General features: G+C 69.0%; 23 protein-coding genes. 11 read left to right on the top strand and 12 right to left on the bottom strand.

Annotated elements, in window-relative coordinates; all coding sequences use genetic code 11:
• Positions 1–168: 168 nt before the first annotated feature.
• Together AQI88_RS19165 and AQI88_RS19160 are read right to left on the bottom strand one after the other, a co-directional pair.
• A complete protein-coding gene (locus AQI88_RS19165) occupies positions 169–381 on the bottom strand; it encodes a DUF5326 family protein (protein WP_067000501.1) in 213 nt (70 codons plus the stop codon).
• 166 nt (positions 382–547) lie between these two features.
• Positions 548–865 carry a cupin domain-containing protein gene (locus tag AQI88_RS19160; protein WP_067000498.1) on the bottom strand — a complete coding sequence of 106 codons (318 nt, stop codon included), beginning with the start codon at positions 863–865 and terminating at the stop codon, positions 548–550.
• A gap of 60 nt (positions 866–925) precedes the next feature.
• On the opposite strand from AQI88_RS19160, the gene AQI88_RS19155 reads away from it, so the two are divergent.
• The 5 genes from AQI88_RS19155 to AQI88_RS19135 all read left to right on the top strand — a co-directional run bounded on the left by AQI88_RS19155 (position 926) and on the right by AQI88_RS19135 (position 4,642).
• A complete protein-coding gene (locus tag AQI88_RS19155) occupies positions 926–1,303 on the top strand; it encodes a phage holin family protein (protein ID WP_067000497.1) in 378 nt (125 codons plus the stop codon).
• Between the two features lie 7 nt (positions 1,304–1,310).
• On the top strand, positions 1,311–1,805 hold the full coding sequence (locus tag AQI88_RS19150) for a low molecular weight protein-tyrosine-phosphatase (RefSeq protein ID WP_067000496.1): 495 nt from the start codon (positions 1,311–1,313) through the stop codon (positions 1,803–1,805).
• Entirely contained in the window at positions 1,802–2,950 is a 1,149-nt protein-coding gene (locus tag AQI88_RS19145) for a cystathionine gamma-lyase (protein ID WP_067000492.1), read from the top strand. The genes AQI88_RS19150 and AQI88_RS19145 overlap by 4 nt, the downstream gene beginning before the upstream one ends.
• Positions 2,951–3,166: 216 nt before the next feature.
• Positions 3,167–4,072 (top strand): LysR family transcriptional regulator, encoded by a 906-nt coding sequence (locus AQI88_RS19140; RefSeq protein ID WP_067000489.1) that lies wholly within the window; start codon positions 3,167–3,169, stop codon positions 4,070–4,072.
• A gap of 87 nt (positions 4,073–4,159) precedes the next feature.
• The gene (locus AQI88_RS19135) at positions 4,160–4,642 is read left to right on the top strand and encodes an NUDIX domain-containing protein (RefSeq protein ID WP_067000487.1); all 483 of its coding nucleotides are present in this window, start codon (positions 4,160–4,162) and stop codon (positions 4,640–4,642) included.
• Positions 4,643–4,646: 4 nt separating this feature from the next.
• Here AQI88_RS19135 and AQI88_RS19130 read toward each other — a convergent pair whose 3' ends face one another.
• Both AQI88_RS19130 and AQI88_RS19125 read right to left on the bottom strand, forming a co-directional pair.
• On the bottom strand, positions 4,647–6,164 hold the full coding sequence (locus AQI88_RS19130) for a globin domain-containing protein (RefSeq protein WP_208615830.1): 1,518 nt from the start codon (positions 6,162–6,164) through the stop codon (positions 4,647–4,649).
• A gap of 324 nt (positions 6,165–6,488) precedes the next feature.
• Positions 6,489–7,121, bottom strand: a complete 633-nt coding sequence (locus tag AQI88_RS19125) for an HAD family hydrolase (RefSeq protein ID WP_067000484.1) — start codon at positions 7,119–7,121, stop codon at positions 6,489–6,491.
• A gap of 153 nt (positions 7,122–7,274) precedes the next feature.
• On the opposite strand from AQI88_RS19125, the gene AQI88_RS19120 reads away from it, so the two are divergent.
• Positions 7,275–8,141, top strand: a complete 867-nt coding sequence (locus AQI88_RS19120; protein ID WP_067000481.1) for a GNAT family N-acetyltransferase — start codon at positions 7,275–7,277, stop codon at positions 8,139–8,141.
• 72 nt (positions 8,142–8,213) lie between these two features.
• Here AQI88_RS19120 and AQI88_RS19115 read toward each other — a convergent pair whose 3' ends face one another.
• Both AQI88_RS19115 and AQI88_RS19110 read right to left on the bottom strand, forming a co-directional pair.
• Positions 8,214–8,633 (bottom strand): GlcG/HbpS family heme-binding protein, encoded by a 420-nt coding sequence (locus AQI88_RS19115; RefSeq protein ID WP_067000478.1) that lies wholly within the window; start codon positions 8,631–8,633, stop codon positions 8,214–8,216.
• 35 nt (positions 8,634–8,668) lie between these two features.
• Complete coding sequence (locus AQI88_RS19110; protein ID WP_067000475.1) at positions 8,669–9,877, bottom strand: MFS transporter; 1,209 nt, start codon at positions 9,875–9,877, stop codon at positions 8,669–8,671.
• 141 nt (positions 9,878–10,018) lie between these two features.
• Between AQI88_RS19110 and AQI88_RS19105 the strand changes: the two genes are divergently transcribed.
• The gene (locus AQI88_RS19105) at positions 10,019–10,477 is read left to right on the top strand and encodes a MarR family winged helix-turn-helix transcriptional regulator (protein WP_067000472.1); all 459 of its coding nucleotides are present in this window, start codon (positions 10,019–10,021) and stop codon (positions 10,475–10,477) included.
• Positions 10,478–10,486: 9 nt separating this feature from the next.
• Positions 10,487–10,939 carry a GNAT family N-acetyltransferase gene (locus AQI88_RS19100; protein ID WP_067000469.1) on the top strand — a complete coding sequence of 151 codons (453 nt, stop codon included), beginning with the start codon at positions 10,487–10,489 and terminating at the stop codon, positions 10,937–10,939.
• Between the two features lie 51 nt (positions 10,940–10,990).
• Here AQI88_RS19100 and AQI88_RS19095 read toward each other — a convergent pair whose 3' ends face one another.
• Complete coding sequence (locus AQI88_RS19095) at positions 10,991–12,379, bottom strand: serine hydrolase domain-containing protein (RefSeq protein ID WP_067000467.1); 1,389 nt, start codon at positions 12,377–12,379, stop codon at positions 10,991–10,993.
• Positions 12,380–12,443: 64 nt separating this feature from the next.
• Entirely contained in the window at positions 12,444–13,922 is a 1,479-nt protein-coding gene (dnaB, locus tag AQI88_RS19090) for a replicative DNA helicase (RefSeq protein ID WP_067000464.1), read from the bottom strand.
• A 459-nt stretch (positions 13,923–14,381) separates the two neighbouring features.
• Here dnaB and AQI88_RS19085 point away from each other — a divergent pair, with 459 nt between their 5' ends.
• A complete protein-coding gene (locus tag AQI88_RS19085; RefSeq protein ID WP_067000901.1) occupies positions 14,382–15,719 on the top strand; it encodes an MATE family efflux transporter in 1,338 nt (445 codons plus the stop codon).
• A 155-nt stretch (positions 15,720–15,874) separates the two neighbouring features.
• On the opposite strand, the gene rplI is transcribed toward AQI88_RS19085, so the two are convergent.
• The 4 genes from rplI to rpsF all read right to left on the bottom strand — a co-directional run bounded on the left by rplI (position 15,875) and on the right by rpsF (position 17,576).
• Positions 15,875–16,321 (bottom strand): 50S ribosomal protein L9, encoded by a 447-nt coding sequence (gene rplI / locus AQI88_RS19080; protein WP_067000461.1) that lies wholly within the window; start codon positions 16,319–16,321, stop codon positions 15,875–15,877.
• An 18-nt stretch (positions 16,322–16,339) separates the two neighbouring features.
• Positions 16,340–16,576, bottom strand: a complete 237-nt coding sequence (rpsR, locus tag AQI88_RS19075; protein ID WP_003949403.1) for a 30S ribosomal protein S18 — start codon at positions 16,574–16,576, stop codon at positions 16,340–16,342.
• A 41-nt stretch (positions 16,577–16,617) separates the two neighbouring features.
• A complete protein-coding gene (locus tag AQI88_RS19070) occupies positions 16,618–17,208 on the bottom strand; it encodes a single-stranded DNA-binding protein (protein WP_067000458.1) in 591 nt (196 codons plus the stop codon).
• A gap of 77 nt (positions 17,209–17,285) precedes the next feature.
• On the bottom strand, positions 17,286–17,576 hold the full coding sequence (gene rpsF, locus AQI88_RS19065; protein ID WP_005482942.1) for a 30S ribosomal protein S6: 291 nt from the start codon (positions 17,574–17,576) through the stop codon (positions 17,286–17,288).
• A gap of 274 nt (positions 17,577–17,850) precedes the next feature.
• Here rpsF and AQI88_RS19060 point away from each other — a divergent pair, with 274 nt between their 5' ends.
• Both AQI88_RS19060 and femX read left to right on the top strand, forming a co-directional pair.
• Positions 17,851–18,165 carry a hypothetical protein gene (locus AQI88_RS19060; RefSeq protein WP_067000455.1) on the top strand — a complete coding sequence of 105 codons (315 nt, stop codon included), beginning with the start codon at positions 17,851–17,853 and terminating at the stop codon, positions 18,163–18,165.
• 179 nt (positions 18,166–18,344) lie between these two features.
• Complete coding sequence (femX, locus tag AQI88_RS19055) at positions 18,345–19,466, top strand: peptidoglycan bridge formation glycyltransferase FemX (protein ID WP_067000452.1); 1,122 nt, start codon at positions 18,345–18,347, stop codon at positions 19,464–19,466.
• Positions 19,467–19,494 lie beyond the last annotated feature (28 nt).

The following is a 19,494-nucleotide window of genomic DNA, read 5'->3' as shown; positions in this document are numbered from 1 at the left end:
CGTGCGGAGAAACACGGGTGGGGACGTACGCCTCCCGCGGGGCCCGGACCCCGCGTGGGGTTCCGGACTCTAACCGTCCGCCACCGCATGCAGACGGCCTGCCGGGGAAACTTCCCTCGCCCGAGGGAACCGGCGAATCCCGTTACCGCTCACCGGCCCCCAGGGCCCTCACCAGTCACTGCGCGACGAGGAGTTCGACATGAACTTCCGCACGATGTAGATCAGTCCGCCGATCAGGGCGACGAAGATCAGCGCCTTGAAGAGCAGGCCGATCACGAAGCCCACCACGGTCGCTATCAGGCTGCCGAACACGACCAGGGCGATGACCGGCACCGCGACCCACTTCACCCACCACGGCAGCCCCGCGAAGATCTCTCGCATTGCCCTCGTCCTTTGCATTCCGTTGCGTTCACGGGCGTTCTGCACGCTCTCGTGGACGCAGTCCTCGATGTCTGCACTCGATGCTAGGGCCGCCAGGGGGTCCCGCGGGGGCTTCGCATCCCTTGTCCTCCCCTGACCCGCCCCCTAGGGAACCCTGGGCCGGGGCTCAGGCCTCAGGCGGAGAGAAGACGACCAGAACCCTCAGATCCTCGCTGATGTGGTGGAACTTGTGGGCGACGCCGGCCGGCACGTACACCACACTGCCCCGCCCCACCTGGGTCGTCTCCAGGCCGACCGTGATCGACGCCCGGCCGCTGACGACGAAGTACACCTCGTCCTGGTTGTGCGGCTTCTGCGGGTCGTGCTCGCCCGCGTTCAGGGCGTACAGGCCGACCGACATGTTCCGCTCCCGCAGGAACTGAAGATAGGCCCCCTCGTTGGCGGCGCGCTCCGCCTCCAGTTCGTCCAGCCGGAATGCCTTCATCGCCGTTGTCCGTCCTCGCCCCACTGCTCACCGTAGATCTGGTCTGCCACGATCAGACACATGAAGAATTTCGTAGTCAAGACGATCGCCAACGCGGGCGCCCTGGCGGTCGCGGTGTGGCTGCTCGACAAGATCACCCTGACCGGTGACAGCACGGGCAAGAAGATCGGCACGCTGCTCGTCGTCGCGCTGGTCTTCGGCCTGGTGAACTTCCTGGTCAAGCCGATCGTGAAGGTGCTCACCTTTCCGCTGTTCATTCTCACCCTCGGGCTGATCACCCTGGTCGTCAACGCGCTGATGCTGCTGCTGACGTCCTGGGTGTGCGGCAAGCTCGACCTGAGCTTCCACGTGGAGGGCTTCTGGACGGCCGTGGTCGGCGGCCTGATCATCTCCGTCGTCTCCTGGGCGCTGCACATCGTCCTGCCCGACGAGGACTGAGCACACCATGACCTACCGCGTCTGTTTCGTGTGCACGGGGAACATCTGCCGCTCTCCCATGGCCGAATCCGTCTTCCGCGCGCGCGTCGAAGAGGCCGGTCTCGACGGCCTGGTGGAGATCGACAGCGCCGGCACCGGCGGCTGGCACGAGGGGGAGGCCGCCGACCCGCGCACCGTCTCGGTCCTCGACGAACACGGCTACGGCACCGACCACACGGCACGCCGGTTCCAGCCTTCCTGGTTCGGCCGCCTCGACCTCGTGATCGCTCTCGACGCCGGCCATCTCAAGGCCCTGCACCGCCTCGCGCCCACCGAGGAGGACGCGCGCAAGGTGCGTCTGCTGCGTGCGTACGACCCCGCGATCGGCGGCGACGACCTCGACGTACCGGACCCGTACTACGGCGGCAGGGACGGCTTCGAGGAGTGCCTTGAGATGGTGGAGGCGGCGAGCACCGGCCTGCTCGCCGCGGTACGGGAACAACTGGAGGGACGGGCCGCATGAGCGACGCCACCAAGGACGCGGACCACACCGGCGACGGCACACGTGCGGTACGGGCGGGACTGCCCGAGGCGGTGAAGCACGAGCCGACCCTGCCCGGGCCGGTGTTCGCCGCGCACTTCCATCTGCCGGGCGAGGTGACGGGACCGTACTCCTACGGCCGTGACGACAACCCCACCTGGACGCTGCTGGAGCGCGCCATCGGCGAGCTCGAGGCGCCCGGGCGGGACGACGTCGAGACGCTGGTGTTCGCCTCCGGCATGGCGGCGATCTCCGCGGTGCTGTTCTCCCAGCTGCGCGCCGGTGACGTGGTCGTGCTGCCCTCGGACGGCTACCAGGTGCTGCCTCTGGTCCGCACCCAGCTGGAGGCGTACGGCATCGAGGTGCGCACCGCGCCCACCGGCGGTGACGCCCAGCTGGAGGTCCTCGACGGCGCCCGGCTGCTGTGGATCGAGTCGCCGTCGAACCCGGGGCTCGACGTGTGCGACATCCGGCGGCTGGTGGAGGCCGCACATGCGCGGGGCGCCCTGGTGGCCGTCGACAACACCCTCGCCACACCGCTCGGGCAGCGGCCGCTGGAACTGGGCGCCGACTTCTCCGTGGCCAGCGGCACCAAGCAGCTGACCGGGCACGGTGATCTCCTGCTGGGCTACGTCACCGGGCGCGACGCCGATGCGATGGCCGCCGTACGTCGCTGGCGCAAGATCGTCGGCGCGATCTCCGGGCCGATGGAGGCCTGGCTGGCGCACCGCTCCATCGCCACGCTCCAGCTGCGGGTCGAGCGGCAGAATGCCACCGCACTCGCGGTCGCCGAGGCTCTTCGGCAGCGGCCCGAGGTCTCCGGGCTGCGCTATCCGGGACTGCCCGACGACCCCTCGCACAAGGTCGCCTCGCAGCAGATGCGCCGCTATGGCTGCGTGGTCTCCTTCACGCTGCCCACGCGCGCGCGTGCCGAGCGTTTCCTGGCGGCGCTGCGCCTGGTCGAGGACGCGACGAGCTTCGGCGGCGTACGCTCCACGGCCGAACGCCGCGGTCGCTGGGGCGGAGACGCGGTCGCGGAGGGGTTCATCCGCATGTCCGTCGGCGCCGAGGACCCCGAGGACCTGGTGGCGGACGTCCTGCGCGCCTTGGACGAGTCCGCCGAGTGACCGCGAGGGCCGCCTGCAGGCCTTCTCAGGGCGGTCCGAGCCTCCCCCCTCGTGGCTCGGACCGCCTTCGGTTCCGCGCGCGAAGAACCGCGCGAACAAGGCTAGTTGACTCTCTGTCAGTGTCCAATCACGGTAGCGACAGAGACCTATCGACTTATTTATAGTTGGTGCCTGCCTGGGGGCCGGAGGAGGGCAGGGAAAAGGGGAGGAAATGCCATGGATCTGGCCTTGCTGCGCACCTTCGTCACCGTGCACCGGGCCGGTTCCTTCACCCGCGCCGCCGCCCTGCTGGGCCTCTCCCAACCAGCCGTCACCTCGCAGATCCGCACCCTCGAGCGTCAGCTGGGACGCCCCCTGTTCTTGCGGCAGGCCCGCGGTGTGACCCCCACGACCATCGGCGACGAACTCGCCCACAAGGCAGCGCCCCACCTCGACGCCCTGGTGGAAATAGCCGAGAGCGGCCTGGACGACGAGTCCTCGTTACGGACGCTGCACCTGGCCGGCCCCCCGGAGTTCACCGCCGAACGCGCGCTTCCCGCCCTGACGGAACTGACCGGCGACGACGGCCAGGGCTTCGCGCTGCGCGCCAGCTTCGGCACCGCCGAGGAGACGCTGGAAGGGCTGGCCGCCGGACACCACGACCTGGCCATCAGCACAGCCAGGCCCCGCGGCGCCCTGCTGACCGCCACCCCGCTCTGCGACGAGGAGCACGTGCTGGTCGCCGCCCCGCGCTGGGCCGAGCGGATCGGACCCGGAGCGCTGCGCCTCAAGGGGGCGCCCGCCCTGGAGAACCTGCCCGTCGTCGAGGTCCACGAGTCACTGCCCTTGGTCTCGCGCTACTGGGCCTCCGTCTTCGACTCGCGCCCGGCCACCTCGGGCATGGTCATCGTCCCCGATCTGCGCGCGGTGCTCGCCTGTGTGATCGCCGGCGCCGGACTGGCGGTACTGCCCCGCTATCTGTGCGCGGCGGGCCTCGACCGCGGTGAGATCGTCACGCTGCACGACCCGGCGGTGCCGCCGCTGCGCACGTATTTCCTGGTCGTGCGTACCGGCACGCTCGCCATGCCCCATATCGCGCGGGCGTACGAGTGGCTCCAGCGGGCGGCCGCGACCTGGTGCTGAGCCCCCTCTGCCGGGTTTCACGCGATGCGCTCGGCCGGTGACGCCTTGCGATGTTTCACGTGGAACCAGCCGGGCCACATTTCTCCCATGACCGTCCGACCCGTGGTCAAGCGCACCGCCCGTGCCGTCCTCCTGGACGGTGACGACCTGATCCTGATCAAGCGCACCAAGCCCGGTGTCGACCCCTACTGGCTCACTCCCGGTGGCGGGGTCGAACCCGAGGACCCGACCGTCGTCGACGCCCTGCACCGCGAGGTGTACGAGGAGCTCGGCGCCAAGATCACCGATGTGGTGCCCTGCTTCGTGGACACCGTGGAGCACATCGGCGAGGACGGCGGCGCGACCGGCGTGAAGGTACAGCACTTCTTCGTCTGCCGGCTGGAGTCCATGGACCCCTCACTACGGCACGGCCCTGAAGTCGAGGAGCCGACGGGCGAGTACGAGATCGTCCGCGTCCCGTTCACCCGGGTCGGCATCGCCTCCGTCCACCTCGTCCCGTTGTCGCTGCGGCACTATCTGGACGGCAACATCGAGGGCGTCCGTGCCATGCACGCCCCCGACCTCGGATAGCCGGTCAGTGGCCGACGACGACCAGTTCCTCGACGGAGTCGTGCCGTATGCGGTCCGAGGGGATTCCGCTGTTCCGCAGCGCGTCGACCCCTCTGCGGATCATTCCGGGCGGGCCCGAGAGGTAGGCGTCGTACTCGTTCCAGGGGCCGTACTCCCGTATGGCGTCGGGAAGCTGGAGATGGGCCTGCTGATCGATGATCGCCCGGACCGAGAGCCACGGGTGGCTCTGCTGGAGCCTGAGCATGGTGTCGATGTCGTACAGGTCATGGTCGGTGCGGGCGCCGTAGAACACCTCGACCGGACGGCGGTCGCCATGCTCGGCGACATCCTCGACCAAGGCCTTGATGGGCGCTATGCCGGTGCCGCCGCCCAGGCACAGCAGTCCGCTGGCGGTGGTGTGATCGACGGTCATCGAGCCGGTCGGCGGGCCGAGGCGTATGACGTCTCCGGGCCGGGCGCGGTGCACCAGCGCATTGGAGACCCAGCCGGCCGGGACCGCCTTCACATGGAACGTCAGCAGGCCGTCCGAGCGGGGCGCCGAGGCGAAGGAGTAGTGCCGCCAGACCCGGGGCCACCAGGGCGTCTCCACGCTGGTGTACTGCCCGGCGAGGAACGGATAGGGCTGGTCGGGGCGGACGGTGAGGACCGCGACATCGGAGGTCCTGAGGTCGTGCGTGACGACCTCGGCCTGCCACCAGGCCGGGGCGCGCAGTTCGTCCACCGCCGCGGCGTCGATCATCACCTGGGAGATCGTCGTGTAGGCCCGTACCCAGGCCGCCTCGGTCTCCGGGGTCCAGACGGTGGCGGCGTACTTGCTCAATGCGCCGATCAGGCATTCGCCCACGGCCGGATAGTGCTCGGGGCGTGTGCCGTACTTCCGGTGTCCGCGGCCCAGGTTCTGCAGGTAGTCGACGAGGACGGGCGTGTTGTCGATGTGCTCGGCCGCGGTGAGCAATGCTTTCAGCAGCCGGTCCCGCTGGGTGTCCATCGCGGCCGGGAACATCGGCCGTACCTCGGGGTGGCGGACGAAGAGAAGCGCGTAGAAGTAGGAGGTGACCTTGTCGGCGATGGGGGCGATCTCGGCCATCGTGCGGCGGATGACGAGGGCGTCCGGGGAGGCCTCCTCGACGGGCGCTGCGGAGCGCTGGGCGGGCACGCGCTCGGGGGCGTTCGGCGCGACGACCGGGGGCGTGGGCTCGGAAGCCGCTGCGCGCTGCGGGCTCGGAGGGGCGGACGGGCCCGGGGCGAGGGGTACGGCGGGCTGAGGGCCCGGAGGGGCGTACGCGCCTGGTGCGAGGTGCCCGGCGGGCTGCGCGGCGAGCCCCTCGGGCGCGTCGGTCGTGGTGCGGGCCACGTCCTCCCCGACCGGTCGGCCCACGGGTCGTACCACCGCGGGCCCGCGGCCCTCGGCCGTCTCCTGATCACCGTCCGGCGGCGGGGCCGATGGCATCTTGCGCGGCATGAACCAGCCGCCACCGCCCGCTATGCCGTTCTCCCCCGACGTGGTGGTCGGAGCGTCCATGGTGTGCCCTCGCCTCGAACATCTTTCGGTCGGTCTGCGCACCTTCTCCCCGGAAGGTGCATGCTTTCCCCCGGCGGGCGCCAGCCGTAGCACTCTCTCCGCAGCATCCCATTCTGAGCGGATACCGCGGCCTTATACCCGGAAACACGGGTGTTCGATCTCTTCGTCCCGTTAGGCTGACTGCCCTGCTCTCGGCCCGCACGGGATGCGTGCACTCCATCCCGGACGTGAACCGGAGTCGACCCTACCGGCCGTCGCCACGCACACAAGTCCCTCCTTCCTTCCCCACGAAGCAAACAAGGGGCGAACCGTGAACTCCTTCAACTACTGGACGGTCCTGACCAATTCATAGGCATCCCACAGATCCCGCCCCCTGTAGGAGTGCGTGGCAACCCCGGACAGGTGGCCATCCGCGTTGACCGCCACGGAAACCGGTACGGCAGCAAACAGATCCTTGTCCGACATCGAATCGCCGTATGCGACACAGTCCGCACGGGACACCCCGAACTCCTGGCAGAGCCGGTCCGCGACGGTCACCTTGGCTGCGGCGCTCAGCACCCCGGCCGGGTCGACGGGCTCGGTGAACGGCACGGCAGGGAAGCGCGATCCATGAGCCGCGTGAGCACCCCAGCCGAGGAGGCGTTCCACAAAGAAGGACGGTGAGAGGGACACGACCGCGCAGTAGTCGCCTGCGCCTCTGATCTCCGCCCAGACCTCGCGGATCCGGGCCAGCCAAGGAGCCGCCTCGAAGGCCGCGCTCACATGCGCCTCGGTGAGGTCCGCCCATAGGTCGTACACCTGGGTCGCATACTCCGGCGGACCGATCCTCCCCTCGGCAATCGCCCGGTCCAGCGCCACCGTCTCTGCCTCTCTGCCCAACTGGCGCGAAATCTCCACCGGCGCGGTGGTGGCGTGCAGCAAAGTGCCGTCAAGGTCGAAGAGATGAAGTCTCGCCATGGGGCCCGAGGCTAATGGGCTGCCGTTGTTTCACGTGAAACACCCACGCCTCTGTCAGCAGCCTGTGGGATAGGCCACGACATGGCCAAAAGCACCTGCGTCTGCATCGAAACAGGTGGACGTCAGGGGTGCCGGTCGGACAGCCTGACCTGCGTGCCGACTCCTTCCCTCGCTGCTCTGCCCATCCGCCGTCTGACGCTCCGCGATCTCACCGCCTGCGCCGACTTGTCCGAAGATCGGGGGTGGCCACGCGAGGAACACAAGTGGGGCTTCCTCCTCACTGCCGGCAAGGGATACGGCATCGACGACCCCGACGGCGGGCTCGTCGCCGCGTGTGTCGTCACGGAGTACGGCTCCTGGGAGCGGTCGGATCTGGGCGCCATCGGCATGGTCCTGGTGGCCGAGCGCCACGCCAGCCAGGGCGTCGGACGCCGCCTGATGCGGCATGTCGTCTCGGCCATGGGCACCACACCGCTGACCCTGCACGCCACCCCCAACGGGCGCCCGCTCTACGAAGAGCTGGGCTTCAAGGTCACCGGGCGGGCGGAGATGCTGACGGGACACTTCACGCCCGGCGGGCCGGAATGCGGCGTGACGACCCGTGCCGCCACCGCGGAGGACCTGCCCTCGATCCTCCGGCTCGACGAGGAGGTGTTCGGCGCCGACCGCACTCCCCTCATCACGCGCCTGCCCGCCTTCGCCGATCAGTTGCGCGTGGCCGAGGACGGCGGCCGGATCATCGGCTACACGGCCGCCTGGCCCAATATGGACACCCACGTCGTCGGCCCGCTGATCGCCCGGGACACGCAGACGGCCCAGGCCCTCATCACCTCGCTCGCGGCCCACACGGACCGCCCGCTGCGTACCGACATCGACGTACGCCACGAGGAGCTGCTCGCCTGGGCGAAGGCGCGGGGACTCGCATCGGTGGCCTTCAACGCCGTCATGACCTACGGCATCACGGACCTGCCGGGAGACTGGACGCGACGGTTCGCGCCGCTGACGGTGGCCGCGGGCTGAGTGGGCCGCACGCAAAAGCCGGCCCGCCGCTCCAGGGCGGGGGCCAGCGTTGTCATGGCTCGGGGAGTCTGATCAGGCGAGCGCCTGGACGGCCGTGGTGGCAAAGACGTGGTCCTGGTCCGGCGCACCGCCGCCGACCCCGATCGCGCCGATCAGCCGGCCGTCCCGATGGACGGGGAGACCGCCCGCGATGAACAGCAGGGGTCGGTCGAGGGCTGTGGGCAGCGTGTGGAAGGGGCCTCCGGGCTGCACGGCGTCGACCAGGTCGGTGGTGGCCGCGTTCAGCTGGAGCGCCGTGTAGGCCTTACGGGTGCTGGTCTCGCCGGAGATGAGCACGGCCCGGTCGTCCCGGCGAAACGCGAGCAGGTGACCGCCGGCGTCCAGGACGGTGACGCTGACGGTGACTCCGGCCTGCTCGGCCGCGCGCCGGGCCGTGGCCACGAGCAGCTCGGCGTCCTCGATGGTGAGCGGGGCGATGGTGGTGGTGCTCATGGAGCGTTCTCCTTGGTGCGTTGTTCCGGGCGGGCTCAGTGGTGGACGGGGGTCGGCTGTCCGGCGGGCGTTCCGGAGGCCACCACCGTGCTGCGTGCGCTGTCGCGGCGCTCCAGGGCGGCCGAGAGGACGGCGAGGAGCAGGGCGGCCGCGGCGAGGCTTGCGCCGACCCAGTCGGGGGCCGTGTAGCCGAAGCCGGCCGCGATCACGATGCCGCCGAGCCAGGCGGAGAGGGCGTTGCCCAGGTTGAAGGCGCCGATGTTCACGGCCGACGCCAGCGTCGGCGCGCCGTGCGCCTGGTCGAGGACGCGCTTCTGCAGCGGCGGGACGGTCGCGAAGCCGAGGGCTCCGATCAGGGCGATGGTCACGGCGGCCGCGATCTTGTTGTGTGCGGTGAGCGTGAAGAGCGCGAGGACCACGGCCAGGGCGCCCAGGGAGACGTACAGCATCGGCATCAGCGCGCGGTCGGCGAACTTGCCGCCGATGAGGTTGCCGCCGACCATGCCGAGGCCGAAGAGGACCAGCATCCAGGTGACCGACCCGTCGGCGAAGCCGGCGACGTGGGTCATCATCGGGGCGATGTAGGTGATGGCCGCGAAGACACCGCCGAAGCCGAGGACGGTCATCGCCATGGCGAGCAGGACCTGGGCGTTCTTGAAGGCGGCCAGTTCGTGACGCAGATGCACGCCCTCCTGCCTGGGCATCTCGGGCACCAGCTTGGCGATGCCGGCCAGCCCCACGACACCGAGGGCGGCGACGAGGCCGAAGGTGACACGCCAGCCGATGTTCTGCCCGATGAGCGTGCCCAGCGGGACGCCGACGACGTTGGCGACGGTCAGGCCGGTGAACATCATGGCGATGGCACCGGCCTTCTTGTCGGGAGCCACCAGCTCGGCCGCGACGACCGAGCCGATGCCGAAGAAGGCGCCGTGGGCCAGGGAGGCGACCACCCGCCCGATCAGCAAGATCGCGAAGGCGGGGGCCACGGCGGAAAGCAGGTTTCCGGCGATGAACAGGCCCATCAGCAGCATCAGCATGCGCTTGCGCGGGACCTTGGTGCCGAGCACCGTCATCAGCGGGGCGCCGATCACCACACCGAGGGCGTATCCGGTCACGAGCAGGCCCGCTGTGGGGATGGAGACCCCGAAGTCGCCCGCCACCTCGGGCAGCAAGCCCATGATCACGAACTCTGTCGTTCCGATTCCGAAGGCCCCGATCGCGAGAGCCAGAAGCGCGAGAGGCATGGGGGTACACCTTCCCAAACGATTGCAGGAGCGCTTTGCGTGCGTTCACAATAATTGCAGACGCGGGCTAACCGCAACCGCGGACTATTGCGAACGTGCTCTACCCTGGATTCAGCCGCTCCGGGACGGAAGAGAACGCCAATGACAGCGACGGACCCCGCGCTCACCGCCCTCGCCCAGGGCTGGTGCGCCCTCTCCCTGCTGCACGGGAGGATCGAGGCGCACATCGAACGTGCGCTGCAGGCCAAGCACGACCTGAGCGTGCGTGAGTACTCCCTGCTCGACGTGCTCAGCCGGCAGCACGACGGGGAGGGCGGCCATCTGCAGATGAAGCAGGTCGCCGACGCGGTCGTGCTCAGCCAGAGCGCCACCACGCGACTGGTGACCCGCCTGGAGGACCGCGGACTGCTGGAGCGCTACCTGTGCCCCACCGACCGTCGCGGCATCTACACCAACGTCACCGAGGCGGGTCTGCGACTGCTGGAGGAGGCGCGGCCCACCAATGACGCCGCCCTGCGTGAGGCTCTCGACGGGGCCGCCAGGAATCCCGAACTGGCCCCGCTGGTGCGGGTCGTCGAGTCCCTGAACGTGCCCGCATAGGGTGCGGACATGGGAGATCTTGAGATACGACGTGCGACCGCGGACGACCTGCCGGCAATCATCGCCATGCTTGCCGACGATCCGCTGGGCGCCCAACGCGAGTCACCCGACGACCTGACGCCGTACCTGGCAGCGCTGGAGCGGCTGAACGCGGACCCGAACCAGCAACTCGTGGTCGCTGTCCACGAAGGCCGGGTGACCGGCACCCTCCAGCTCACGATCATCCCCGGGCTCTCCCGCAGGGGAGCGACCCGCTCGATCATCGAAGGCGTTCGTGTCCACGCCGACGAGCGCGGCAGCGGCCTGGGCACACAGCTCATCGAGTGGGCAACCGAGGAATCCCGGCGCCAGGACTGCCAGTTGGTGCAGCTGACCTCCGACAGCAGCCGCACGGACGCCCACCGTTTCTACGAGCGGCTCGGCTTCACCGCCTCGCATGTGGGTTTCAAGCTTCAGCTCTGAAGGAGTCGGGGCGGGTGTTTCACGTGAAACACCCGCCCCCCAGCGAGCCGACTAGTCCGCGATCCCTCGCCAGCCCTCCGGGTCCACGCCGCCGGGCACCCCGGCCCCCTCCTCGTACGGCTGCCGGGTGAACACGAACGACCCGAGGTCGAGATGGCTCACGGACCCGTCCGGGCGGCGTACGGGGCGAAGCAGCTCGCCGGCGAAGTAGCCCTCCAGGCCCGTCCACGTCCCGTCTCCGTTCGAGCGGAAGCGGGCCCGGCGTCCGCCACCGGTCAGCGGTCCCAGGGCGAGGAGCCCGTCGGCCGTCACCCGCAAGACGAAGGCATGGGTCCCCCAGTACCACTGCCCGGCCAACTCCAGTACCGCTGGATCCACTTCACGCAGCGGCCGCCACGGCTCGGGGATGCGCGGTTCCGCCTCGGCGACGATACGAACCAGGTCAGCGCCCACCGCTCCCAGCAGCGGACCACTGGTGCAGTTGGCCAACACCACCGCCGCCACATCGTCCTCCACGCTGATGGTGAGGTTCGCGAGGAAGCCCGGAAGCGAGCCGGAGTGCCCGGCGAGGAGCCTGCCGTCACGGTGCTGAATCTGCATGCCGAGCCCGTAGGTGGCCCCGTCCAACACGTCCGCGATCTCGGCGGGCGCAGCCGGTGTCCGCATCTCACGCACCGATTCCGCGCTCAGCACCCGGTCGTCTCCCCCGGCCAGGAAGACGGCGAACCGCGCGAGGTCCCCGGTCGTGGACCACAACTGACCGGCGGGCGCCATCCGCCCGAGATCCTCCAGCGGCTCGGGCAGCAGCGTGTCGGCCCAGGGGTGCACGGCCCAGCCACCGGCGTGCGGCGCCTGCGGCTGGACGCTGGTGCGGTGGAGGCCGAGCGGTTCGAGTACTTCGCTGCGCAGCACCTCCGCCCAGGGGGCGCCCCGAAGCTCCTCCACCAGCGCGCCGAGCAACGTGTAGCCCGGATTGGAGTAGTGGTGACGCCGGCCGACGGGGTGCAGGAGGGGCTGCTCACCGAGGACATCGCTCAGGTCGGGGCGCAACGAGCCCGGGGTCCGCTCCCACCAGGGCCCGGGCGACTCCGCCGCCAATCCCGCAGTGTGCGCGAGCAGTTCGGCGATCGTCGCCTCGCCGGCTCCGGTGCCCGGCAGATACTTCTCCAGGGGATCACCGAGATCGAGCATGCCCTCGTCACGCAGCCGCAGCACCAGTACGGCGGTGAACGTCTTGGTGATCGACCCGATCCGGTACTGCACATTTTCGTCCGGAGCATGTCCGTCCACCGAACTCCGGGCGCCGTGCCAGACCGTCCGCCCTCCCCGCACGACCGCAGCGACCAGCGACGGCGCCCGCCCTTCGGCCTGCGCGACAGCGATCCGGTGCAACAACGCGCGCCGAGTCCCCGGGAGCAGCTCTTCCTGAGATGTCGTCATGAGGCCAGTCCATCCGCTGGGACGCCATGCGTCGAGTTCATTTCCCCGGCGGTGGCCGGCCGGGTCAGGTCTGCGCCATGTCCACGAAGCGGGAGTAGTGGCCCTGGAAGGCCACCGTGATCGTCGCCGTGGGGCCGTTTCGGTGCTTGGCGACGATCAGGTCAGCCTCGCCCGCGCGCGGGGACTCCTTCTCGTAGGCGTCCTCGCGGTGCAGCAGGATGACCATGTCCGCGTCCTGCTCGATGGAGCCGGACTCACGCAGGTCGGAGACCATCGGCTTCTTGTCGGTGCGCTGTTCGGGACCACGGTTCAGCTGGGAGAGCGCGATGACCGGGACCTCCAGCTCCTTGGCGAGCAGCTTGAGGTTACGGGACATGTCCGAGACCTCCTGCTGACGGCTCTCGGCGCGCTTGGAGCCGCCGGACTGCATCAGCTGGAGGTAGTCGATGACGACCAGCTTCAGGTCGTTGCGCTGCTTCAGGCGCCGGCACTTGGCCCGGATCTCCATCATCGACAGGTTCGGGGAGTCGTCGATGTAGAGCGGGGCGGCGGAGACGTCCGGCATGCGTCGGGCGAGCCGGGTCCAGTCCTCGTCGGTCATCGTGCCGGACCGCATGTGGTGCAGGGCGACGCGGGCCTCGGCGGACAGCAGACGCATCGCGATCTCGTTGCGGCCCATTTCCAGCGAGAAGATGACGCTGGGGAGGTTGTGCTTGATCGAGGCGGCCCGCGCGAAGTCCAGCGCGAGCGTCGACTTACCCATGGCGGGACGGGCCGCGATGACGATCATCTGGCCCGGGTGCAGGCCGTTCGTCAGCGAGTCGAAGTCCGTGAATCCGGTGGGCACACCGGTCATCTCGCCGCTGCGCGAGCCGATCGCCTCGATCTCGTCGAGGGCGCCCTCCATGATGTCGCCGAGCGGCAGATAGTCCTCGCTGGTGCGCTGCTCGGTGACCGCGTAGATCTCGGCCTGGGCGCGGTTGACGATCTCGTCGACGTCGTCGTCGGCCGCGTATCCCATCTGCGTGATGCGGGTGCCGGCCTCGACCAGGCGGCGCAGGACCGCTCGCTCGTGGACGATCTCCGCGTAGTACTCGGCGTTCGCCGCCGTCGGCACCGTCTGGACGAGGGTGTGGAGGTACGACGCGCCGCCGACCTTGTTGATCTCGCCGCGCTTGGTCAGCTCGGCGGCGATGGTGATGGGGTCGGCCGGCTCGCCCTTCGCGTAGACGTCGAGGATCGCCTGGTAGATCGTCTCGTGCGCGGGCTTGTAGAAGTCGTGGCCCTTGAGGACCTCGACCACGTCCGCGATGGCGTCCTTGGACAGCAGCATGCCGCCCAGGACGGACTGCTCGGCGTCCAGGTCCTGCGGCGGCACCCGCTCGAAGGAGGAGCCTGCGTCGTCCCAGCCGCCGTTCTCCCGGCCCCGGTCGTGCTGCTCGTCACGGCCCCGGCCGCCGTCACCCCGCCGACGGGAGGCCGGCAGACGATCGCTGGGCCCGCTGTCCGCCCACGGATCGTCCAAGGGCTCGGAAATACTCACCGAGCCACCTCCTCCCGTCCGCACGGCGGACCTCGCCGTGCCCTCTTTTCTACGGCACGACACTGACAAATTGAGAGGCCCAACTCCGGTTCTGACGCGTCGGTTTTGTGACGTTTCCCGGGCCGAGAGCAGGAGCGGGCGCCGGACAACGGTAGGCCTGTCGGCACCGTCAGCCAATCTGGTTATCCACAGGCCATGTGGACGACGGCCCCGATGCTGTGGAGAACTCGTCGAAACCTGTGCACGACCCGGTGGACAGCCCTGTGAACAAGCCCTCGATCCCACCAAGAGGATCGCCCTGACCTGCACATTTACCATCCACTGGCTGTGCAGAAGAAAAACTTTCCCAGTCGGACCAAGATCGCTTCGAACGGTGCACGAAAGTACACGGGCCGAGACTGGAAGTAAGGGTCATTAGTCGATTGCATCTCTTACCTGTGGACGATTAGATTGATGCTCATGACACAGGCTCCTGCGATACCCCAGGCCACCCGACGGCGGCACGACCGAGAGATCGTCGCGCTGGCCCTCCCGGCCTTCGGTGCACTCGTCGCCGAGCCTCTCTTCCTCATGGCGGACAGCGCGATCGTCGGCCACCTCGGGACCGCCCAACTTGCCGGTCTGGGTGTGGCCTCAGCCCTTCTCACCACCGCCGTGAGCGTCTTCGTCTTCCTCGCCTACGCCACCACGGCCGCCGTGGCTCGGCGTGTCGGCGCCGGCGATGTCCAGGCAGCCATCCGCCAGGGCGTGGACGGCATCTGGCTCGCACTGCTCCTCGGTGGGGCGGTTATCGCCCTCGTCCTCCCTCTGGCCCCGGGCATCGTGGACCTCCTCGGCGCATCCGCCACTGCGGCCCCCCACGCCACGACGTATCTGCGCATCTCCGCTCTCGGTATCCCGGCCATGCTGGTCGTCCTTGCCGCCACCGGTGTGCTGCGCGGCCTGCAGGACACCAAGACCCCGCTGTACGTCGCCGTCGCGGGCTTCGTCGCCAACGCCGGACTCAACGCGGGACTCGTCTACGGCGCCGGACTCGGCATCGCCGGATCCGCCTGGGGCACCGTCATCGCCCAGTGCGGCATGGCGGCCGTCTATCTGTACGTGGTCGTCCGCGGGGCCCGGAGGCACGGGGCCTCCCTGCGCCCGGACGCCGTCGGCATCCGGGCCTCGGCACACGCCGGAGGCCCCCTGCTCGTGCGCACGCTGTCCCTGCGGGCGATCCTGATGATCGCCACGGCCGTCGCGGCACGTCTGGGTGACGCCGACATCGCCGCCCACCAGATCGTCCTGTCCCTGTGGAGCCTGCTGGCCTTCGCCCTCGACGCGATCGCCATCGCCGGGCAGGCCATCATCGGCCGCTGTCTCGGCGCCAACGACGCCCAAGGCGCCCGCGAGGCCTGCCGTCGTATGGTCCAGTGGGGCATCGCCACCGGTGTCGTACTCGGCCTGCTCGTGGTGGCCGCCCGGCCGCTGTTCCTCCCGCTGTTCACCAGCGACTCCGTGGTCAAGGACACCGCGCTGCCTGCACTGCTGATGGTGGCCCTCTCTCAGCCCATCTGCGGGATCGTCTTCGTCCTGGACGGTGTACTGATGGGTGCCGGCGACGGACCGTACCTGGCCTGGGCGATGGTGATCACCCTGGCGGTGTTCTCGCCTGTGGCGCTGCTCGTCCCCACGCTGGGCGGAGGCCTCACGGCACTCTGGGCGGCCATGACTCTGATGATGACGATCCGCATGCTCACCCTGTGGCTGCGGGCGCGCTCGGGCCGATGGATCGTGACGGGAGCGACCCGCTGAGCAGATCAGTTGGCCCACACCGTGCCGGTTTCACGTGAAACATGCCGCGCTCAGCGCCCAGCGAATTCTGACACCGCACGCAAAACCGAACGCAAAGAGGGGCCGCTCCACGCGGGAGGCGGCCCCTCTCTCAGCTGTTCAAGCCGAGCGCAGCGTTACGCCGCGACGACCTCGATGTTGACCTTGGCGGCAACCTCGGGGTGCAGACGCACGGACGTCTCGTGGGCGCCCAGGGTCTTGATCGGGGCGGACAGCTCGATGCGGCGCTTGTCGACCTCGGGGCCACCGGAAGCCTTGATCGCGGACGCGATGTCGGCCGGCGTGACGGAACCGAAGAGACGACCGGCGTCGCCGGAGCGGACGGCCAGACGGACCTTGACGCCCTCGAGCTGGGCCTTCACAGCGTTGGCCTGCTCGATGGTCTGGATCTCGTGGATCTTGCGAGCACGACGGATCTGCTCGACGTCCTTCTCGCCACCCTTGGTCCAGCGGATCGCGAACTTCCGCGGGATCAGGTAGTTGCGAGCGTAACCGTCCTTGACGTCGACGACGTCGCCCGCGGCACCGAGGCCGGAGACCTCGTGGGTCAGGATGATCTTCATGAGTCGGTCACCCTTCCCTTATCGCGCGGTGGAGGTGTAGGGCAGCAGCGCCATCTCACGGCTGTTCTTGACGGCCGTGGCGACGTCACGCTGGTGCTGCGTGCAGTTGCCGGTCACGCGGCGGGCACGGATCTTGCCGCGGTCGGAAATGAACTTCCGCAGCATGTTCGTGTCCTTGTAGTCCACGTACGTGACCTTGTCCTTGCAGAAAGCGCAGACCTTCTTCTTAGGCTTGCGCACAGGCGGCTTCGCCATGGTGTTTCTCCTGTGTGATCAAGAAGTGGGGATGCGAGCCCTTAGAAGGGGGGCTCGTCCGAGTAGCCGCCACCGCTGCCAGAGCCAGAGCCGGAGCCTCCGCCCCAGCCGCCGCCACCCTGGTTGCCACCGGCGGGAGTGCCGGTCGCCCACGGGTCGTCGGCCGGAGCGCCGCCGCCCTGCTGGCCGCCACCGGGGCCGCCGCCCCAGCCGCCGCCACCCTGGCCGCCACCGCCGCCGTAACCACCCTGGCCACCGCGGGCGCCACCGGCGGTCTTGGTGACCTTGGCCGTGGCGTTGCGGAGGCTGGCGCCGACTTCCTCGACGTCCAGCTCGTAGACCGTGCGCTTGACGCCCTCACGGTCCTCGTAGGACCGCTGCTTCAGCCGGCCCTGCACGATGACGCGCATGCCTCGCTGGAGCGACTCGGCGACGTTCTCCGCCGCCTGACGCCAGACCGAGCAGGTCAGGAAGAGGCTCTCGCCGTCCTTCCACTCGTTGGTCTGGCGGTCGAAGGTGCGGGGAGTGGACGCGACGCGGAACTTCGCGACCGCCGCACCGGACGGGGTGAAGCGCAGCTCGGGGTCATCGACAAGATTGCCGACGACCGTGATGACGGTCTCGCCTGCCATGGGGGAACCTCTCGGCGGGTTTGCTGCTGGCTGCTTGTGCTGCTACTCGAATCCCGAGATCAGCTGAGCGGGAGAGCTCAGTGGGTCTCGGGGCGGAGGACCTTGGTCCGGAGGACCGACTCGTTCAGGTTCATCTGGCGGTCGAGCTCCTTCACGACCGCAGGCTCGGCCTGCAGGTCGATGACCGAGTAGATGCCCTCGGGCTTCTTCTTGATCTCGTACGAGAGACGACGACGGCCCCAGGTGTCGACCTTCTCCACCTTGCCGTTGCCCTCACGGACGACGGAGAGGAAGTTCTCGATCAGGGGGGCGACAGCGCGCTCCTCCAGATCGGGGTCGAGGATGACCATCACCTCGTAGTGACGCATGTGGAACCCACCTCCTTTGGACTCAGCGGCCACGGTCGTTCCGTGGCAGGAGGGTTGTGATGCGTACGCAACGGTATCGGCCGCCGCTGACAATCAGGGGGCTCCGCTGGGAATCCCCGCAGTGACCTGGCAAGGCCTGGGCAGACACCGGTGCAGACGGTACAGACTACCTGCACACCGGCTTCCGGTTGAAATCCGGCGGTGGGGGCCGCCAATCTGTACACATCGGGTGTGTATGGCGCTACAGTGCGCCGCGATCCGCAGGAGGTGTCTCATGACACAGGCATTGCGACCCAACACCGCCGGATCCCTGTTCGCCACCGACGGAAAGGTCCGTCCGCTCCAGGACACCTTGATGGCGGTGACGCTGGTCCTGGGGCTGCTGTCCTTCATCACGTCCTTCTTCCACGGCCTTCACCTGCTCACGTCCTGGACCGGCCTGCTGGGCATCGTCGTCGGCGCCTACGGGCAGTGGATCTCGGAGACCACGCGTGAGCGGACCGGTCTGATCCTGGGTCTCGGTGCCTCGGGGGTGGGCTTCCTGATCGGCATGGCACACGGCGGGCTGTTCGGCGGGCTCATCGGCTGACCCTCCCGACCGACGGTCCGGCACCTTCCCGGGCACCGTAGAAACGCCCTGGCGGCCAACAAGCCGGGGCGAAGGTGCCATACGCCCAGTCGGGGCGCTCGCAAGGCGCAGTAGGCTTCGGCGCTAGAGCCGGAGCCCCTGTACCCATGGGGACACACCAGCCCGAGGAGCGCCCCGACATGAGCCTGACCCTGAGGACCATCAGCCGCGAGCAGCATCTGGCCTACATCCAGAGCCTGCCGTCGGCGAGCCACATGCAGGTCCCGGCCTGGGCCGATGTGAAGGCGGAGTGGCGCTCGGAGAACCTCGGCTGGTTCGACGAGCGCACGGGCGAGATGGTCGGCGCGGGCCTGGTTCTCTACCGCCAGCTGCCCAAGATCAAGCGCTACCTCGCCTACCTCCCCGAGGGCCCGGTCATCAACTGGTTCGCGCCGAATCTGGACGACTGGATCCAGCCGATGCTGGCGCACCTCAAGCAGCAGGGCGCCTTCTCGGTGAAGATGGGTCCGCCGGTGATCATCCGCCGCTGGAACGCGGAGACGATCAAGCGGGGCATCCAGAGCCCGGATGTGAAGCGCCTGCGCGACATGGAGGCCGACTTCATCGAGCCGCGCGCCTTCGAGGTGGCCGACAAGCTGCGCCGCATGGGCTGGCAGCAGGGCGAGGACGGCGGCGCCGGCTTCGGCGACGTGCAGCCCCGCTATGTCTTCCAGGTGCCGCTGGCCAACCGCTCCCTGGAAGAGGTCCACAAGAACTTCAACCAGCTGTGGCGCCGCAACATCAAGAAGGCCGAGAAGGCCGGTGTCGAGGTCGTCCAGGGCGGCTACCAGGACCTGGCCGAGTGGCAGCGGCTGTACGAGATCACGGCCGTGCGCGACCACTTCCGGCCCCGCCCGCTGTCGTACTTCCAGCGCATGTGGACGGCCCTCAACACCGAGGACCCCAACCGCATGCGGCTGTACTTCGCCCGCCACAACGGCGTGAACCTGTCCGCCGCGACCATGCTGATCGTGGGCGGGCACGTCTGGTACTCCTATGGCGCCTCCGACAACATCGGCCGTGAGGTCCGGCCCTCGAACGCGATGCAGTGGCGGATGCTGCGCGACGCCTACGCGCTCGGCGGCACCGTCTACGACCTGCGCGGTATCTCGGACTCGCTGGACGAGACGGATCACCTGTTCGGCCTGATCCAGTTCAAGGTCGGCACGGGCGGGCAGGCCGCCGAGTACCTGGGCGAGTGGGACTTCCCGCTGAACAAGCTTCTCCACAAGGCGCTCGACATCTACATGTCGCGCCGCTGAGCCGCAGGCATTTGATTCCATAGCCTTC

It is taken from the genome of Streptomyces cellostaticus, assembly GCF_001513965.1.
GTDB classification, from domain to species: domain Bacteria; phylum Actinomycetota; class Actinomycetes; order Streptomycetales; family Streptomycetaceae; genus Streptomyces; species Streptomyces cellostaticus.
Note: the sequence above shows the minus strand (reverse complement) of the source record. Positions and strands in the feature narration are given on the sequence as shown.

Excerpts from the sequence above, each read along its gene's own strand:
- AQI88_RS19165 (WP_067000501.1), bottom strand. The coding sequence starts at position 381 with ATGCGAGAGATCTTCGCGGGGCTGCCGTGGTGGGTGAAGTGGGTCGCG.
- AQI88_RS19160 (WP_067000498.1), bottom strand. The coding sequence starts at position 865 with ATGAAGGCATTCCGGCTGGACGAACTGGAGGCGGAGCGCGCCGCCAAC.
- AQI88_RS19155 (WP_067000497.1), top strand. The coding sequence starts at position 926 with ATGAAGAATTTCGTAGTCAAGACGATCGCCAACGCGGGCGCCCTGGCG.
- AQI88_RS19150 (WP_067000496.1), top strand. The coding sequence starts at position 1,311 with ATGACCTACCGCGTCTGTTTCGTGTGCACGGGGAACATCTGCCGCTCT.
- AQI88_RS19145 (WP_067000492.1), top strand. The coding sequence starts at position 1,802 with ATGAGCGACGCCACCAAGGACGCGGACCACACCGGCGACGGCACACGT.
- AQI88_RS19140 (WP_067000489.1), top strand. The coding sequence starts at position 3,167 with ATGGATCTGGCCTTGCTGCGCACCTTCGTCACCGTGCACCGGGCCGGT.
- AQI88_RS19135 (WP_067000487.1), top strand. The coding sequence starts at position 4,160 with ATGACCGTCCGACCCGTGGTCAAGCGCACCGCCCGTGCCGTCCTCCTG.
- AQI88_RS19130 (WP_208615830.1), bottom strand. The coding sequence starts at position 6,164 with ATGGACGCTCCGACCACCACGTCGGGGGAGAACGGCATAGCGGGCGGT.
- AQI88_RS19125 (WP_067000484.1), bottom strand. The coding sequence starts at position 7,121 with ATGGCGAGACTTCATCTCTTCGACCTTGACGGCACTTTGCTGCACGCC.
- AQI88_RS19115 (WP_067000478.1), bottom strand. The coding sequence starts at position 8,633 with ATGAGCACCACCACCATCGCCCCGCTCACCATCGAGGACGCCGAGCTG.
- AQI88_RS19110 (WP_067000475.1), bottom strand. The coding sequence starts at position 9,877 with ATGCCTCTCGCGCTTCTGGCTCTCGCGATCGGGGCCTTCGGAATCGGA.
- AQI88_RS19105 (WP_067000472.1), top strand. The coding sequence starts at position 10,019 with ATGACAGCGACGGACCCCGCGCTCACCGCCCTCGCCCAGGGCTGGTGC.
- AQI88_RS19100 (WP_067000469.1), top strand. The coding sequence starts at position 10,487 with ATGGGAGATCTTGAGATACGACGTGCGACCGCGGACGACCTGCCGGCA.
- AQI88_RS19095 (WP_067000467.1), bottom strand. The coding sequence starts at position 12,379 with ATGACGACATCTCAGGAAGAGCTGCTCCCGGGGACTCGGCGCGCGTTG.
- AQI88_RS19085 (WP_067000901.1), top strand. The coding sequence starts at position 14,382 with ATGACACAGGCTCCTGCGATACCCCAGGCCACCCGACGGCGGCACGAC.
- rplI (WP_067000461.1), bottom strand. The coding sequence starts at position 16,321 with ATGAAGATCATCCTGACCCACGAGGTCTCCGGCCTCGGTGCCGCGGGC.
- rpsR (WP_003949403.1), bottom strand. The coding sequence starts at position 16,576 with ATGGCGAAGCCGCCTGTGCGCAAGCCTAAGAAGAAGGTCTGCGCTTTC.
- AQI88_RS19070 (WP_067000458.1), bottom strand. The coding sequence starts at position 17,208 with ATGGCAGGCGAGACCGTCATCACGGTCGTCGGCAATCTTGTCGATGAC.
- rpsF (WP_005482942.1), bottom strand. The coding sequence starts at position 17,576 with ATGCGTCACTACGAGGTGATGGTCATCCTCGACCCCGATCTGGAGGAG.
- AQI88_RS19060 (WP_067000455.1), top strand. The coding sequence starts at position 17,851 with ATGACACAGGCATTGCGACCCAACACCGCCGGATCCCTGTTCGCCACC.
- femX (WP_067000452.1), top strand. The coding sequence starts at position 18,345 with ATGAGCCTGACCCTGAGGACCATCAGCCGCGAGCAGCATCTGGCCTAC.